Origin of the sequence: Trinickia soli (genome assembly GCF_002879855.1) — a bacterium.
GTDB classification, from domain to species: domain Bacteria; phylum Pseudomonadota; class Gammaproteobacteria; order Burkholderiales; family Burkholderiaceae; genus Trinickia; species Trinickia soli.
Genome location: NZ_PNYB01000006.1, coordinates 214,393 through 229,420 on the forward strand (window position 1 = coordinate 214,393; position 15,028 = coordinate 229,420).

Annotated in this window: 14 protein-coding genes; 10 read left to right on the top strand and 4 right to left on the bottom strand. The window is 63.4% G+C overall.

Annotated features, from left to right (window positions below; all coding sequences use genetic code 11):
- The first annotated feature begins 31 nt into the window (after positions 1-31).
- The 10 genes from C0Z19_RS09420 (at position 32) to C0Z19_RS09470 (ending at position 8,783) form a co-directional block, all read left to right on the top strand.
- Positions 32-688, top strand: a complete 657-nt coding sequence (locus C0Z19_RS09420; RefSeq protein ID WP_102609542.1) for a UDP-N-acetylmuramate--alanine ligase — start codon at positions 32-34, stop codon at positions 686-688.
- A 52-nt stretch (positions 689-740) separates the two neighbouring features.
- The gene (locus C0Z19_RS09425) at positions 741-1,325 is read left to right on the top strand and encodes a TlpA family protein disulfide reductase (protein ID WP_102609543.1); all 585 of its coding nucleotides are present in this window, start codon (positions 741-743) and stop codon (positions 1,323-1,325) included.
- Positions 1,326-1,520: 195 nt separating this feature from the next.
- Positions 1,521-1,976: a type II 3-dehydroquinate dehydratase gene (gene aroQ / locus C0Z19_RS09430; protein WP_102609544.1), complete on the top strand. Its 456-nt coding sequence runs from the start codon at positions 1,521-1,523 to the stop codon at positions 1,974-1,976.
- 64 nt (positions 1,977-2,040) lie between these two features.
- Positions 2,041-2,514, top strand: coding sequence for an acetyl-CoA carboxylase biotin carboxyl carrier protein (gene accB / locus C0Z19_RS09435; protein ID WP_102609545.1), 474 nt, complete (start codon positions 2,041-2,043; stop codon positions 2,512-2,514).
- 124 nt (positions 2,515-2,638) lie between these two features.
- Positions 2,639-4,006 (top strand): acetyl-CoA carboxylase biotin carboxylase subunit, encoded by a 1,368-nt coding sequence (accC, locus tag C0Z19_RS09440; protein WP_102609546.1) that lies wholly within the window; start codon positions 2,639-2,641, stop codon positions 4,004-4,006.
- 5 nt (positions 4,007-4,011) lie between these two features.
- Positions 4,012-4,965 carry a 50S ribosomal protein L11 methyltransferase gene (gene prmA, locus C0Z19_RS09445; RefSeq protein ID WP_102609547.1) on the top strand — a complete coding sequence of 318 codons (954 nt, stop codon included), beginning with the start codon at positions 4,012-4,014 and terminating at the stop codon, positions 4,963-4,965.
- Positions 4,966-5,019: 54 nt separating this feature from the next.
- Positions 5,020-6,660 carry a DUF3426 domain-containing protein gene (locus C0Z19_RS28645; protein WP_269844822.1) on the top strand — a complete coding sequence of 547 codons (1,641 nt, stop codon included), beginning with the start codon at positions 5,020-5,022 and terminating at the stop codon, positions 6,658-6,660.
- Between the two features lie 77 nt (positions 6,661-6,737).
- Positions 6,738-7,238, top strand: coding sequence for a thiol peroxidase (gene tpx, locus C0Z19_RS09460; RefSeq protein WP_102609548.1), 501 nt, complete (start codon positions 6,738-6,740; stop codon positions 7,236-7,238).
- A 94-nt stretch (positions 7,239-7,332) separates the two neighbouring features.
- Complete coding sequence (locus C0Z19_RS09465) at positions 7,333-8,268, top strand: carbohydrate kinase family protein (protein ID WP_102609615.1); 936 nt, start codon at positions 7,333-7,335, stop codon at positions 8,266-8,268.
- Positions 8,269-8,306: 38 nt separating this feature from the next.
- The gene (locus tag C0Z19_RS09470; protein WP_102609549.1) at positions 8,307-8,783 is read left to right on the top strand and encodes an outer membrane lipoprotein; all 477 of its coding nucleotides are present in this window, start codon (positions 8,307-8,309) and stop codon (positions 8,781-8,783) included.
- A gap of 150 nt (positions 8,784-8,933) precedes the next feature.
- Here C0Z19_RS09470 and C0Z19_RS09475 read toward each other — a convergent pair whose 3' ends face one another.
- The 4 genes from C0Z19_RS09475 to C0Z19_RS09490 form a co-directional block, all read right to left on the bottom strand.
- Positions 8,934-9,587 (bottom strand): histone H1-like DNA-binding protein, encoded by a 654-nt coding sequence (locus C0Z19_RS09475; RefSeq protein ID WP_102609550.1) that lies wholly within the window; start codon positions 9,585-9,587, stop codon positions 8,934-8,936.
- 51 nt (positions 9,588-9,638) lie between these two features.
- Positions 9,639-9,950: a hypothetical protein gene (locus C0Z19_RS28650; protein ID WP_425330236.1), complete on the bottom strand. Its 312-nt coding sequence runs from the start codon at positions 9,948-9,950 to the stop codon at positions 9,639-9,641.
- 84 nt (positions 9,951-10,034) lie between these two features.
- Entirely contained in the window at positions 10,035-11,258 is a 1,224-nt protein-coding gene (locus C0Z19_RS09485) for a ribonucleotide-diphosphate reductase subunit beta (protein ID WP_102609551.1), read from the bottom strand.
- 408 nt (positions 11,259-11,666) lie between these two features.
- Positions 11,667-14,663: a ribonucleoside-diphosphate reductase subunit alpha gene (locus tag C0Z19_RS09490; RefSeq protein ID WP_102609552.1), complete on the bottom strand. Its 2,997-nt coding sequence runs from the start codon at positions 14,661-14,663 to the stop codon at positions 11,667-11,669.
- Positions 14,664-15,028: the final 365 nt, after the last annotated feature.

Sequence of the window (15,028 nt, forward strand, 5' to 3'; positions counted from 1 at the left end):
GCCGCGGCAGACGATCTAGTATGATGGCCGGATGGTACGTAAAACACTTGTCGATCCGCAGCGGGTGCGGGACGAAATCGCGATGGCGGCCGCACGGCTGATCGCGGAGGATGGGCTCGACTATGCGAGCGCCAAACGCAAGGCCGCGCGGCAGGTCACCGGGGCCACCCGTGTCGCCGGCGAATGGCTGCCCGATAACGACCAGATCGAGGAAGAAATCCGGGAATATCAATCGTTGTTCCAGGCGGACACGCAGCCGGCCGTCTTGCGCCGGTTGCGTGAAATCGCAATCGAATGGATGAAGCGGCTCGCGCCGTTCAATCCCTATTTGACGGGAGCGGTGCTCAACGGCACGGCGGGCGAACACTCGGATATACATTTACAGGTGTTCTGCGACAACCCGAAAGAAGTCGCGATCTATCTGCTGAATGCGAATGTGCAGTACGACGTGTCCGAAACGCGCCACTTCGGCGGCCGCGGCGACGTCGAAACGCTGAGTTTCCTCTGGCGCGGCGCGCGCGACGAAGAGCCGGTCGGTATTCACATCGCGCTTTACGATACGGACGACCTGCGCGGCGCCGTGCGCCCCGACGCCAGGGGCCGCACGGCCCGGGCGAACCTCGATGCGGTGCAAGCGTTATTGATTGACCAGAACGAAGGCGACGGCTCAGCGCCGTCGAAGAATTGAACATCGAGATCGGTGGCTCCATCGAACCCCGGTCGACTCACTGCCTGCCTCCATGAAGATGAAACCCGCTTTCGCCATCGCCGCCGTCGCGGTGATTGCCGCCCTGCTTGGTGTGACAGCTCACCGTTGGCTCAATGGCGCCGGCGCCGACGCGGCTTCCGGCAAGAGCGCGGCGCCGGCCGTCGCCGAAGCGCCTGCCGCGAGCGTGTCCGCAAGCGAAGCCGTCGCGCAATTGCTCACCACGCCGCTGCGCGATGTCGACGACAAGCCGCAAACGCTCGCCGCCTATAAAGGACGCGTGCTCGTCGTGAACTTCTGGGCGTCATGGTGTGGACCCTGCGTCGCCGAGATGCCCGAGCTCGTCCAACTGCACGACACTTACCAGAGCAAGGGGATCGAATTCGTCGGCATCGGCGTCGACTCCCGACAGAACGTCCAAAATTTCCTGAAACGCGTGCGGGTCGACTACCCGATTTTCGTCAGCGGATTCGGCGGCGCCGATCTTGCACGCAACCTCGGCAACACGGCCGGCGCACTGCCCTTTACCGTTGTAATTGACGCCAACGGCGCCGTACGGTCGACAAAATTAGGACAAATCACGCCGAGCGAACTGCGCAAGACTTTGGACACGCTCTGAGCGTATCTGCGCATAAATCCGAAAATTCGCGTAGATATCAGCAAATTCGACGTCGATCGGCGGCAGTTAGCAGATTTCCGTGACATTCGCGCGTCGCGAGCGCCGCGACGATGGGTGACTTTTGCATTGGCTGCTAGACAAGTTTCGCCAAAGGGCGCTAAAGTGCGCGCAATTCCGCGGAAACAGAAGCGAACCATGAAACGACTGCTGGTGCTGCACGGCCCGAACCTGAACCTGCTGGGGACGCGGGAGCCGGAGGTCTATGGCCGCGTGACGCTCGAGCAGATCGATCAGGCGCTCTCGGTACGCGCGAAGGAAGCGGGGGTCGAGCTGCTCACGTTCCAGAGCAATCACGAAGGTCAGCTCGTCGACCGCGTACAAGCCGCCGCTCGGGAAGCGGTCGAGTTCATCGTCATCAATCCCGCTGCCTACACGCATACGAGTGTCGCGCTGCGCGATGCGTTGGCTGGCGTCGGCATCCCGTTCGTCGAGGTTCACCTGTCGAACGTGCATCGCCGGGAGCCGTTCAGGCATCACTCGTACTTTTCCGACCAGGCCGAAGGCGTCATCTGCGGCCTGGGCTGGAAAGGCTACGTCTACGCACTCGAGTTCGCGCTAGAGCGGCTCGTGCCGCAAAGCGCGCGCGGCTGATTCCAGAACACAAATCGGAGCCGGTGCAGGCCGGCGCCTCACGCATTAAAAGAGGGGATTCCTGATGGATCTACGTAAGCTGAAAACTTTGATCGACCTCGTCTCCGAATCGGGCATTTCCGAGCTCGAAGTGACCGAAGGCGAAGGCAAGGTCCGCATCGTCAAGAATGCGCCGCCGGTTTACGTGCAACAGTCCGCAGCGTACGCACCGCAGTTCGCGGCAGCGGGCCCCGCCCCGGCCGGCTTCGTCGCTTCGGAGCAGGCCCCCGCTGCCGCGGCGGCGCCTGCGGCAGCGGCGGCGCAAGGCCACGTCGTCACCTCGCCGATGGTCGGCACCTTCTACCGCTCGCCTTCGCCGGGCGCGGAGCCGTTCGTCCAGGTGGGCGATTCGGTCAAGGAAGGTCAGACGCTGTGCATCATCGAAGCGATGAAACTGCTGAACGAAATCGAATCCGACAAGGCCGGCGTCGTGAAGGAAATCCTTATCGAAAACGGCCAAGCCGTCGAATACGGCCAGCCCCTGTTCGTCATTGGCTGATCGCAAGCGGGCCCGGGTGCGTGTTTCAGCCTCTCGGGCATGGCCGTTTCGCTCGAATGCCGTGTACCGCCGACTTTTCGCGGCCCCACGACGCACGAGCCCATAACTGCGTCGAACCATCGCCATGTTTGAAAAAATCCTAATCGCCAATCGCGGCGAAATCGCGTTGCGCATTCAGCGCGCTTGCCGCGAACTCGGCGTCAAGACGGTGGTCGCCTACTCGACCGCCGACAAAGACGCCAAATACGTCAAGCTTGCCGACGAAGCGGTCTGCATCGGACCCGCGCCGTCGCCGCAGAGCTACCTGAACATGCCGGCGCTCATCAGCGCGGCCGAAGTGACTGATGCCGAAGCGATCCACCCCGGCTACGGCTTCCTCTCGGAGAACGCCGACTTCGCCGAGCGCGTCGAGCAATCGGGCTTCGCCTTCATCGGCCCGCGACCTGAAACGATTCGCCTGATGGGCGACAAAGTCACGGCCAAACAGACGATGATCAAAACGGGCGTGCCGTGCGTGCCCGGTTCGGAAGGCGCGCTACCCGACGACCCGAAGGAAATCGTCAAGATTGCGCGCTCGATCGGTTACCCCGTCATCATCAAGGCGGCGGGCGGCGGCGGCGGACGCGGCATGCGCGTGGTCCATACCGAGGCTGCGCTCGTGAACGCGGTCAACATGACGCGCGAGGAAGCCGAACGTGCATTCGGCAACCCGCAGGTCTACATGGAAAAGTTCCTTGAGAACCCGCGCCACATCGAAATCCAGGTGCTCACGGATTCGTTCAAGAACGCCCTGTGGCTCGGCGAGCGCGACTGCTCGATGCAGCGCCGCCACCAGAAGGTCATCGAAGAAGCGCCGGCGCCCGGCATCGCGCGCCGCCTGATCGAGCGCATCGGCGATCGCTGCGCCGACGCTTGCAAGAAGATGGGCTATCTTGGCGCCGGTACGTTCGAGTTCCTGTATGAAAACGGCGAGTTCTACTTCATCGAAATGAACACGCGCGTGCAGGTCGAGCATCCCGTGACCGAGTTGATCACGGGCATCGACATCGTACAGGAGCAGATTCGCATCGCGGCCGGCGAGAAGCTCGCGCTGCGTCAGCGCGACATCGTGCTCCGCGGCCACGCGATCGAGTGCCGGATCAACGCCGAAGATCCGTTCCGCTTCACGCCCTCGCCCGGCCGGATCACGTCGTGGCACACGCCGGGCGGCCCCGGCATCCGCGTCGATTCGCACGCCTACAATGGGTATTTCGTTCCGCCCAACTACGATTCGATGATCGGCAAGCTGATCGCCTATGGCGCGACGCGCGAGCAAGCGATCCGTCGCATGCGCATTGCGCTGTCGGAGATGGTCGTGGAAGGCATTCTGACGAATATCCCGCTGCACCGCGAGCTCATGCTCGACGGCGGTTTCGTCGAGGGCGGCACGAGCATTCATTACCTCGAGAACCGGCTCGCGGAAAAGCAGCAAGCCGCGCCGGAAGAAGCCTGATCGACATGAGCAGCTATCGCGAACTGATCGTCGAACTTGATCGAACGCGCGCCGAAGCGCTATCGGATGCGCTGATCGAACTCGGGGCGCTGTCGGTATCGGTGGAAGACGCCGATGCTGATACGCCCGACGAACAGCCGCTGTTCGGCGAGCCCGGGCTCACGCCGGAGCGCACGGCGTGGCAGCATTCGCGCGTGATCGCCCTGCTTGCGCGCGAGCACGAGCCTGCGCTGATCGCCGCCGCAGCAGCCAATGCTGTGGGTCTGGCTGTCACGCCATCGTTCGAGGTGCGCGAAGTGCCGGAGCAGGACTGGGTGCGCCTGACGCAATCGCAGTTCGAGCCGATTTCGATCGGCAAGCGAATCTGGGTCGTGCCATCGTGGCACGACGCGCCCGATCCCCAGGCCCTGATTCTCGAACTCGATCCCGGACTGGCCTTCGGCACGGGCAGCCATCCCACTACGCGCTTGTGCATGGAATGGCTCGAAGAGTCCGTCGTACCCGGGCAATCGCTGCTCGATTACGGCTGCGGCTCCGGCATTCTTGCGATCCTCGCGCAGAAATGCGGCGCGGCGCCGGTGGTCGGCGTCGACATCGACCCGCAAGCGGTCGAATCGGCCCGGCTCAACAGCGAACGCAACGGGGCGGCCGTCACTTATGCTTTGCCCGACGCATGCCCTGAGGGTCAGTTCGACGTCGTTGTCGCCAATATTTTGTCGAACCCGCTCAAGCTGATGGCGTCGATGCTCAGCGCGAAGGTCAAGCCTGGTGGGCGCCTTGCGCTATCGGGCGTGCTCGCGCGCCAAGCCGATGAGGTCGCGCAGGCCTACCGGCCGTGGATCGAGATGAGTGTCTGGCGCGAGCTCGACGGATGGGTATGCCTGACTGGCATCATGCGCGCCGCCTCGGAGCCGGGGGCCGGTCCGGCTACTCCCGAGGGCGCGGCAAGAAACCATTAGAATAGCGACTACCGATCGATGCACCGGCCTTTGTCGCCGGTTTTTCCGCTCACTATGGTTCTAGCCACCCGCTGTCCCCACTGCGAAACGGTTTTCCGCGTGCAGGATGCCATGCTTGCACGCTCCGGTGGGTTCGCGCGCTGCGGACACTGCCAGCAGGTCTTTGACGCTCGGCAAAATGCGCTCGATCCGCATGCAGGCGCACACAGTGCCGAGCCTGCGGCTACGTCGACGCCGGAAGAGGCGCGCGCGCCTGGTCGCGGCGAATCGAACGAGGTGGCGCCGGAAGCGAAACCCGCAGCCGAAGCACCTTCGAACGCGGCCCCGACGTGGTCCCAGCCCCCGCTGTCATACGAACCACCGATCAGCGCCGAAGTGCCGCCTTTCGCGGCACCCGTATTCGCACCGCAGTCGCATTCCGGGGACTTTCTACCGGTCACCGAGTCCGGCGTGCCGCCCGAAGCCGAGCCTCTGCCCAAAGCCGAACATCTGCCCGAAGCCGAGCCTCTGCCCGAAGCCGAGCCTCTGCCCGAAGCCGAGCCTCTGCCCGAAGCCGAGCCTCCGCCCGAAGCCGAACATCTGCCTGAAGCCGAGCCTCTGCCTGAAGCGGAGCCGCTGCCTGAAGCGGAGCCTCTGCACGAACCGGCACCGATCGACGAGCCACGGCACGAAGCGCGGCTCACCCCACCGGCCCCCTCTGTTTCCGCAGAGGTCGCCACACACGAGCCCGAACCGCCGCACGCCGGCCAGCACCGGGCGAGCCGGTCCGAGCCGCCCGCGATGGAATCCGGCGAAATCGCCGAGGAACATACCTGGACGCAATCGCCCGAGTCGCAGTGGGACGACGACGAGCCGCGCTTCAGCGATGCCCTGCGCTCCGCCGCCGATAGCGAACCCGGCTTCGGCACGCGTCCGGCGTCTCCCGGTGCAGCCATGCCGAACCGAACGCCTGTCGAAGCCGGTTTTGCGCCGTCCCCTCGCGCCGAGTACGCCCGTCAAGCTGAAACCGAGCCTCATCTCGAACCGCAGTTGCGTGCGAGCCTTCAATCACGTGCAGAACAAGAAGCCGAGACGGAACCCCATTTCGGCGCCGCTGAAGACGACCCGCGCCTGCACGCGGCCGGCGCGCCGCCGATCTTCGCCGAGCCGCCGCCTTCGCGCGCCCACGAGCATCATTTCGCGGTGACACGCGAGGCGCGCAAGAGAGCGCCGGGCCGATGGCTCGCCTATGTCGTCGGCGGCGTCATTGCGCTCGCCCTGATTATCGTTCTGATCGCCCAGCTCGCATGGTGGCGCCGCGAAGCCGTCATGGTCTACTGGCCCGACTCGCAGCCGCTTTTCGCGCGCGTCTGCGCCCAACTCGGTTGCCAGCTCACGCCGCCACGCGACATCGACGGGCTACAGGTCGAAGCCTCCGACCTGCGCCAGATCGACGGGCCGCATCGCCTCGAACTGCGCGTGCCGCTGCGCAACCGCTACGGTATCGCGCTCGCCTATCCGGCAATCGAGCTGACGCTGTTCGACGCGAAGAACGAAGTCGCGATCCGCCGCATCCTATGGCCGCAAGACTATCTCCCGCCGGGGACGACGGTCGCCGCGGGCCTGCCGGCGCATACGACGCAAACGATGATCGTGCGACTCGACAGCGGCAACGCGATCGCGACGAACTTCCGCGTCCAGATTTTCTACCCGTAGCACAATCCAAGCGCCGCGCGTCATGCGCGGCGCCTCTTCGCACCTGCGACAACCAGAAACGAATATCCGGAGCTAGCATGAGTCAAGTCACGTTGGGCGGCAACCCGATCGAAGTCGGCGGCGCGTTTCCGTCGGTGGGCCAACAAGCGCCCGAGTTCTCGCTCGTCGGCAAAGATCTGAAGCCGATCTCGCTCGCCGATTTCGCCGGCAAGCGCAAAGTGCTCAATATCGTCCCGAGCCTGGACACGCCGACGTGCGCCACGTCGACGCGCAAGTTCAATGAAGCGGCCGCCAAGCTGCAGAACACGGCCGTCATCGTCGTCTCGGCCGATCTGCCGTTCGCGGCCACTCGTTTTTGCACGACCGAAGGCATCGAGAACGTCGTCACGGCATCGACCTTCCGCGGCCACGAGTTCGCGCAGGCGTACGGCGTCGACATCAAAACGGGACCGTTGACGGGCCTCACGGCACGCGCGGTGGTCGTGGTCGACGAACACGACAAGGTCGTCCATGCCGAGCTCGTCGGCGAGATCAAGAACGAACCGAATTACGACGCGGCCCTGAGCGCGTTGAAGTAAGCGGTATCGACCGCCATCGAAGCACGCCGCGCCACCCGCGCGGCGTTTTCGTATGGCACCTCAAAATCAAACGACACGGAAAGGAATTCTTGCCTTGGCTACGCTGATCTGCGGTTCGCTCGCTTACGACAACATCATGACCTTCCAGGGCCGCTTTCGCGAGCACATCCTGCCGGAGCAGGTTCACATACTCAACGTGAGTTTCCTGGTTCCCACGATGCGTCGCGAATTCGGCGGGTGTGCCGGCAACATTGCCTACGCGTTGAAGCTGCTCGGTGGCGATGCGCGCATCATGGCGACGCTCGGCGAAGTCGACGGTCAGCTCTATCTCGATCGGTTCGAGAGCCTCGGCCTCTCGACCGAGCACGTGCGCGTCGTGCGCGACGCCTATACGGCGCAAGCGATGATCACGACCGATCTCGACAACAATCAGATCGCCGCGTTCCACCCCGGCGCAATGATGCAGTCGCATTTGAATCATGCCGATCAGGCCCGCGGCATCAAGCTCGCGATCGTCGCACCCGATGGTTATGACGGCATGGTGCAGCACACCGAAAAGCTCGCAGCGGCGGGCGTGCCGTTCATTTTCGATCCGGGCCAGGGCCTGCCGCTATTCTCGGCCGAAGCCCTGAGGCGCGCCATTGAACTCGCCACGTACGTGGCGGTCAACGACTACGAGGCAAGTCTCGTCAGCAATAAGACAGGCTGGTCGCTAGAGGAAATCGCCGGGCGCGTGCAGGCGTTGATCGTGACACGGGGCGAACACGGCTCGCGTATCCATCACGGCAACCAGTGCGAGGAGATTCCTGTCGTCCACGCCTCGAAGATCGTCGATCCTACCGGTTGCGGCGACGCATTCCGCGGCGGGCTGCTCTACGGCATCGAAAACGGGCTCGATTGGGCCACGACGGGCCGTTTGGCAAGCGTCATGGGCGCGCTCAAGATCGAGCAGCCCGGCCCGCAGACCTATGCGCCGACCCGCGACGAGATCGACCAACGCTTCAAGCAGGCCTATGGCTACAGCTTGTAGCCGAGGCTCGCGGTAATACTTTTGTGGAGCAAAAGACAATGAATACATCGGCTCGTGCCATGCTCGCCATCCTGCTGGCAGGATCGCTGGCGATGACGGGGTGCGCCTACAACAGCAGTTCGTCCGACGTGTACACGGCAGGACAAGCCCAGCGCGAACAAACGGTTCGCCTCGGCACCGTCGAAAGCGTACGCGCCGTGACGATTTCGAGCAACGACGGGCAGCCGAGCGGGCTCGGCGCCCTCGGTGGCGGCGCGCTTGGCGCCGTCGCGGGCAGCGCGATCGGCGGCGGTAAGGGGTCGATTGCTACGGCGATCATCGGCGGCATCGCGGGCGCCGTGGCCGGCAACGCAGTCGAAAACGGCGTGGCGAAACGCCAAGGCGTCGAGATCACGGTGCGTCTCGATAACGGCGACCTTCGCGCCATTACGCAATCGGCGACCGGCGAACTCTTCCAGGCAGGCGATCGCGTCCGCCTGCTCTCGAGCGGCGGTGTGACGCGCGTGACGCATTGAGTCGGCGCAGGCGCCGGTTCCCGCTTCGAACCAGCGACGAGCTACACGCATAACATCAAGAAAAAACCCCGCCGCCGGCGTACCGGCGACGGGGTTTTTTTCGTTGGCTAGCGAACGAGCGCGATGCGCCGCCCTCGCCGCACCGTCCTGTTACGGACGGCTGCCAGTCGGGAACGGCCATGCAGCGGCCGGGTTCAGCGCGGTCTTCACCGTCGAAGCCGGCGCCGTCGAAGCGGCCGCAGGGGCAGGCGCAGTGGGCGCAGCAGGCGCAGCCTTTTTGGCAGCAGCGGCCTTCTTCGCAGGTGCAGCCTTCTTCGCAGGCGCAGCCTTCTTGGCGGCAGCCTTCTTCGCAGGCGCAGCCTTCTTCGCAGGCGCAGCCTTCTTCGCAGGAGCGGCCTTCTTGGCAGCAGCCTTCTTCGCAGGTGCGGCCTTCTTGGCAGCAGCCTTCTTCGCAGGAGCAGCCTTCTTCGCAGGAGCAGCCTTCTTCGCGGCGGCCTTCTTCGCCGGTGCAGCCTTCTTCGCCGCGACCTTCTTCACTGCCGCCTTCTTGGCCGGCGCTGCCTTCTTCGCCGCAACCTTCTTCACTGCGGCCTTCTTGGCCGGCGCAGCCTTCTTCGCCGCAACCTTCTTCACTGCGACCTTCTTGGCTGCAACCTTCTTGGCTGCAACCTTCTTCGCCGGAGCAGCCTTCTTGGCCGGAGCGGCCTTCTTCGCCGTGACCTTCTTCGCCGTGACCTTCTTCGCTGCTACTTTCTTCGCCGGAGCGGCTTTCTTCGCGGCAGGTTTCTTCTTGGCAGTTGCCATTATCTTCTCCTTCAGGTTTGAGAATGAGTCAGTGTCGAACTACACCCTTCTTCAAACCCGCTTCCCGCTGCGCGCCAGTAGTGACACCTGGCGCGCGCTGCGAAGCGGGCTATTCATCGGCGTACGCAAAAACCCAGCGCTTACGCTAATGAATGCGGTAAAGCGTGCCGTACCCAAGGGCACAGCACGCCAGATCGAGTTGGCAGCCGAGCGCTGTACGCTCGCGCAGCCCGATAATCGCTCGTGACAAGCCGACGGCCTCGCCGCCGGCTTTTTCAGGGGGTAGTTCGCCCATCCCACCGAAGGGTTCGCAAAGTGCCTGTCATGTTTGTGGACGGTCGCACCGCCGGGCACGCTTTGCATCAGGCGTTCTTGCTCCTTACCATTTGCGCCGCGGTACCCCGCGGCGACACCCCATCATCCATTCATCGCATCGGCAAGCACGCGTCATTCCCAGGACAGCGCACCGCCGGTTTGGTATTCAATGACTCGCGTCTCGAAGAAGTTGCGTTCCTTCTTCAGGTCGATCATCTCGCTCATCCACGGGAACGGGTTTTCCTCGTTCGGGAACAGCGGATCGAGACCGATCTGCTGGCAACGCCGGTTGCAGATGAAGCGCAGGTAGCTCTTGAACATCGACGCGTTCAGACCGAGCACGCCACGCGGCATCGTATCCTCGGCGTAGCGGTATTCGAGCTCGACCGCATGCTTGAACAGCTCGCGAATCTCTTCACGGAATTCGCGCGTCCACAGATGCGGGTTCTCGAGCTTGATCTGGTTGATCAGATCGATGCCGAAGTTACAGTGCATCGACTCGTCGCGCAGGATGTATTGGTACTGCTCCGCCGCGCCCGTCATTTTGTTCTGACGGCCGAGCGCGAGAATTTGCGTAAACCCGACATAGAAGAACAGGCCTTCCATGACGCAGGCGAACACGATCAGCGATTTGAGCAGCTTCTGGTCCGCCTCCAGCGTGCCGGTCTTGAACGCGGGATCCGTCAACGTATGGATGAACGGGATCAGGAACTCGTCCTTGTCGCGAATCGACGCGACCTCGTGGTACGCGTTGAAGATCTCGCCTTCGTCCAGGCCCAGCGATTCGACGATGTATTGGTAGGCATGTGTATGGATCGCCTCTTCGAACGCCTGGCGCAGCAGGAACTGGCGGCATTCGGGCGCCGTGATGTGCCGGTAGGTGCCGAGCACGATGTTGTTCGCCGCCAGCGAATCGGCCGTCACGAAGAAGCCGAGATTGCGCTTGACGATGCGACGTTCGTCTTCGGTCAGCCCGTTCGGGTCTTTCCAAAGCGCGATGTCGCGCGACATGTTGATTTCCTGCGGCATCCAGTGGTTCGCGCAGCCGGCCAGATACTTCTCCCAGGCCCACTTGTACTTGAACGGCACGAGTTGGTTGACGTCGGTCTGGCCGTTGATGATCCGCTTGTCGGCGACGTTGACTCGCGCTTCGGAGGCAGCGACAGGTTGTTCAGCAGCTACGTACGGAGCGACGGCGAAGTCGTCCGCGAAGATGTTTTGCGCCAACGGAGCGTGCGTTGCGACATGCGTCGCGGCGTGCGTTCCGACGCCTTGCCCTGCGGAGTTGCGCAACGCGTTCTGTTGCGACCCGATCGAGGGAGTTACGGCAGTCGTCTCGTCATCCCAGTTGAGCATAAATTCTCACCATCAATTTAGATCGGTTTGTACCATCTTTTCACGAGCGATAAAAGGGTTCGCTCATGAAAATCCCTTTTTTTCGATTCGCGCTGCGACCTCGATACAACACTTTGTTCGTCAGGTCGCATACGCGAGATCGTCGATGACACGTGAAGCGTCGTCTCGATGCGTTTGTCTTCTCGTCAAAAAGCGCATCGACAGGCATCGATCGCGACGCTTCCCGTGTCACCGGCTATTCGTCCTCTGCCTCTTCATCGATGCCGATGCATCGCGGTGGTTCGATGCATCGCAGCGCGCGTGGCGCTTCATCGTGGGCGCGTCGTGTTTCTCGTTCTTGCTTCGTCCGCGCGCCTTTGTCCGGCGATGCCGGCGCGCCGCACACGCGCCGACATCAAAGCGAAGCTGTTACTGGCAGGCTTCGCATTCGTCGAAACCGGGATCGCCCGGACGCATCATGCAAACGGGACCGTCCGCCTGCGGCGCTTGCTCCACTGCCGGCGCTGCGTTCAACCCGCCCGTCGTCGAACCCGCACCGCCGCTCATCGCGCCACCCGTTGCGCCGAAACCACCGGCGCCGCCACCGCTCGGACCACCTTCCGCGGACGGCACTGCATTGAGCGCGCCATGCGCGACCGTCGACTTCTCGACGTGCGTGGCCGCCATCGTGCGCAGGTAGTACGTCGTCTTCAGGCCGCGCAGCCATGCGAGCTTGTAGACCTCGTCGAGCTTCTTGCCCGATGCGCCGCCCATGTAGATGTTCAGCGACTGCGCCTGGTCGATCCACTTCTGGCGACGCGACGCGGCTTCGACGAGCCACTTGGGATCGACTTCGAATGCCGTCGCGTAGATCGCGCGCAGATCGGCCGGCACACGGTCGATGCGCGACAGCGTGCCGTCGAAATACTTGAGATCGGCCACCATCACCTCGTCCCACAGGCCGCGCGCCTTCAGGTCGCGCACGAGGTAGTCGTTCACGACCGTGAATTCGCCCGACAGGTTCGACTTCACGTACAGGTTTTGGAACGTCGGCTCGATGCACGCCGACACGCCGATGATGTTCGAGATCGTCGCCGTCGGCGCGATCGCGACGCAGTTCGAGTTGCGCATGCCGTGGGTGGCGATGCGCGAGCGCAACGTCGCCCAGTCCATCGTCTCGCTCGTGTCGACTTCGACATAGCCCCCCCGCGCCTGCGCGAGCAGGTTCAACGTGTCCTGCGGGAGGATGCCGCGATCCCACAGCGAGCCGCGGTAGCTCGAATACCGGCCGCGCTCCTCGGCGAGCTCCGTCGACGCGTAGTAGGCGTAGTAGCACACCGCCTCCATCGACCGATCGGCGAACTCGACGGCCTCGTCCGACGCATAAGGCACGCGCAGCAGGTGCAGACAGTCCTGGAAGCCCATGATGCCCATGCCGACCGGCCGGTGCTTCAGGTTCGAGTTGCGCGCCTTCGGCACGGCGTAATAGTTGATGTCGATGACGTTGTCGAGCATGCGCATCGCCACGCTGACGGTACGCTTGAGCTTGTCGTGATCGAGCACGTAGCTGCCGTCGGCCTGCTTCACGAGGTGCGCGACGAGGTTGACCGAACCCAGGTTACACACCGCGATCTCGGTGTCGCTCGTGTTCAGCGTGATCTCGGTGCAAAGGTTCGACGAGTGGACGACGCCCACATGCTGCTGCGGCGAGCGCACATTGCACGGATCCTTGAACGTGATCCACGGGTGGCCCGTCTCGAACAGCATGCCGAGCATCTTGCGCCAGAGCTGAGCGGCGGGGATCTTCTTGAAGAGCTTGATCTCGCCGCGCGCGACCTTTTCTTCATACGCCGTGTAAGTCTTCTCGAAGTCGGCGCCGAACTTGTCGTGCAGATCCGGGCAGGTCGACGGCGAGAACAGCGTCCAGTCGCCGCCTTCCATCACGCGTTTCATGAACAGATCGGGAATCCAGTTCGCCGTGTTCATGTCGTGCGTCCGGCGACGGTCGTCGCCCGTGTTCTTGCGCAGTTCGAGAAACTCCTCGATGTCGAGGTGCCACGTCTCCAGGTACGCGCAGACGGCGCCCTTGCGCTTGCCGCCCTGGTTCACGGCCACGGCCGTATCGTTGACGACCTTCAGGAACGGCACGACGCCCTGTGACTTGCCGTTGGTGCCCTTGATGTGCGAGCCGAGCGCGCGCACCCGCGTCCAGTCGTTGCCAAGGCCGCCGGCGAACTTGGACAGCAGGGCGTTTTCCTTCAGCGCTTCGTAGATACCGTCGAGATCGTCGGCCACCGTCGTCAGGTAGCACGAAGACAGCTGCGAGCGGCGGGTGCCCGAATTGAACAGCGTCGGTGTCGAGCTCATGAAGTCGAACGTCGAAAGCACGTTGTAGAACTCGATCGCCCGCGCTTCGCGGTCGATCTCATTCAAAGCGAGACCCATTGCGACACGCATAAAGAATGCCTGCGGCATTTCGATACGCGCCCCTTCCACATGCAGGAAGTAACGGTCGTACAACGTCTGCAGGCCGAGGTAGCCGAATTGCAGGTCGCGGCTCGCGTCGAGCGCAGCACCGAGGCGCTTCAGATCGAACTGCAACAGCTTCTCGTCGAGCAGTTCGGCTTCGACGCCGCGCTTGATGAACTGCGGGAAGTATTCGACGTAACGCTCGCCCATTTCGCCTTGCATCACTTCTTCGCCGAGGATCTCACGGCGAATCGTGTGCAACAGGATGCGCGCCGTCACCTGGCTGTAGGCCGGGTCCTTTTCGATCATCGTGCGCGCCGCGAGGATCGCCGAGTCGTAGACCTGGCTCAACGGCACACCGTCGTAGAGGTTCTTGACCGTCTCGGCGACGATGGGCGCCGGGCTCACGGCGTCACCCAGGTTGTCGCAGGCCGATGCGATCAGCCCGTTGAGCGCCTGCAGATCGAGCGGCCGCGTAATGCCGTTGTCGACGACGTTCAGCCCCGACGACGGCGCTGCGGCCTCTTCCTGCGCATGGCCGCGCTCCTGCGTACGCTTTTCGCGATAAAGGACGTAGGCGCGCGCGACGTTGTGCTCGCCGCCGCGCATGAGCGCGAGTTCGACCTGGTCCTGGATGTCTTCGATATGGAACGTGCCGCCGTTCGGGCGGCTACGCACGAGTGCGCGCACGACGCTTTGCGTCAGTTGCTCGACGAGCTCGCGCACGCGCGCGGACGCAGCGCCCTGGCCGCCGTTGACGGCCAGGAACGCCTTCGTGACGGCAATCGCGATTTTGGACGGCTCGAACGACACGACACTGCCATTGCGGCGGATCACTTTGTAGTCCGCGAAGGTCGCCTGCGGCGCGAGCGGCTGCGCGTAAGCGCCCTGTCCGCTGCCGGCGCGCGCGCTCAGTGCGCCTTCCTGCTGGCTCGTCATGTTGTCGGTCGTTTGCATGTGCAAAGCTCCTGATCTTGGATGTGCGGTCAAACCGCGGATTGGAACAACCGCCGCGCCACCCCGAGCGCGGGCGATGAGGTGCGGGAGAAGAAACGGAGCGATCGCGCTGCGTGGCAGCCCGAGCCGAAAAAGACGATGGTCCTCGTCATTGTTTTGCGACCTTTGCCCGCCCCGTTTTTCCCCGAAGACAGAACGCCGAGCAGCGCCCGGCGTTCCACTTGCATGATTTGCACACCGCCCTTACGGTTCCGGCGCCCTGTTCGACGTTAGGACGCCCCGGTGTGTCGACACAACATCTAGTGCAATTGCGTCGTTGTTCTACCAAGTATAGTGGACCTATGGGTCAAATCAAAACGGTTTAT

Coding starts and splice junctions, on each gene's coding strand:
- C0Z19_RS09420 (WP_102609542.1), top strand. CDS start 32: ATGGTACGTAAAACACTTGTCGATCCGCAGCGGGTGCGGGACGAAATC.
- C0Z19_RS09425 (WP_102609543.1), top strand. CDS start 741: ATGAAGATGAAACCCGCTTTCGCCATCGCCGCCGTCGCGGTGATTGCC.
- aroQ (WP_102609544.1), top strand. CDS start 1,521: ATGAAACGACTGCTGGTGCTGCACGGCCCGAACCTGAACCTGCTGGGG.
- accB (WP_102609545.1), top strand. CDS start 2,041: ATGGATCTACGTAAGCTGAAAACTTTGATCGACCTCGTCTCCGAATCG.
- accC (WP_102609546.1), top strand. CDS start 2,639: ATGTTTGAAAAAATCCTAATCGCCAATCGCGGCGAAATCGCGTTGCGC.
- prmA (WP_102609547.1), top strand. CDS start 4,012: ATGAGCAGCTATCGCGAACTGATCGTCGAACTTGATCGAACGCGCGCC.
- C0Z19_RS28645 (WP_269844822.1), top strand. CDS start 5,020: ATGGTTCTAGCCACCCGCTGTCCCCACTGCGAAACGGTTTTCCGCGTG.
- tpx (WP_102609548.1), top strand. CDS start 6,738: ATGAGTCAAGTCACGTTGGGCGGCAACCCGATCGAAGTCGGCGGCGCG.
- C0Z19_RS09470 (WP_102609549.1), top strand. CDS start 8,307: ATGAATACATCGGCTCGTGCCATGCTCGCCATCCTGCTGGCAGGATCG.
- C0Z19_RS09475 (WP_102609550.1), bottom strand. CDS start 9,587: ATGGCAACTGCCAAGAAGAAACCTGCCGCGAAGAAAGCCGCTCCGGCG.
- C0Z19_RS28650 (WP_425330236.1), bottom strand. CDS start 9,950: ATGCAAAGCGTGCCCGGCGGTGCGACCGTCCACAAACATGACAGGCAC.
- C0Z19_RS09485 (WP_102609551.1), bottom strand. CDS start 11,258: ATGCTCAACTGGGATGACGAGACGACTGCCGTAACTCCCTCGATCGGG.
- C0Z19_RS09490 (WP_102609552.1), bottom strand. CDS start 14,663: ATGCAAACGACCGACAACATGACGAGCCAGCAGGAAGGCGCACTGAGC.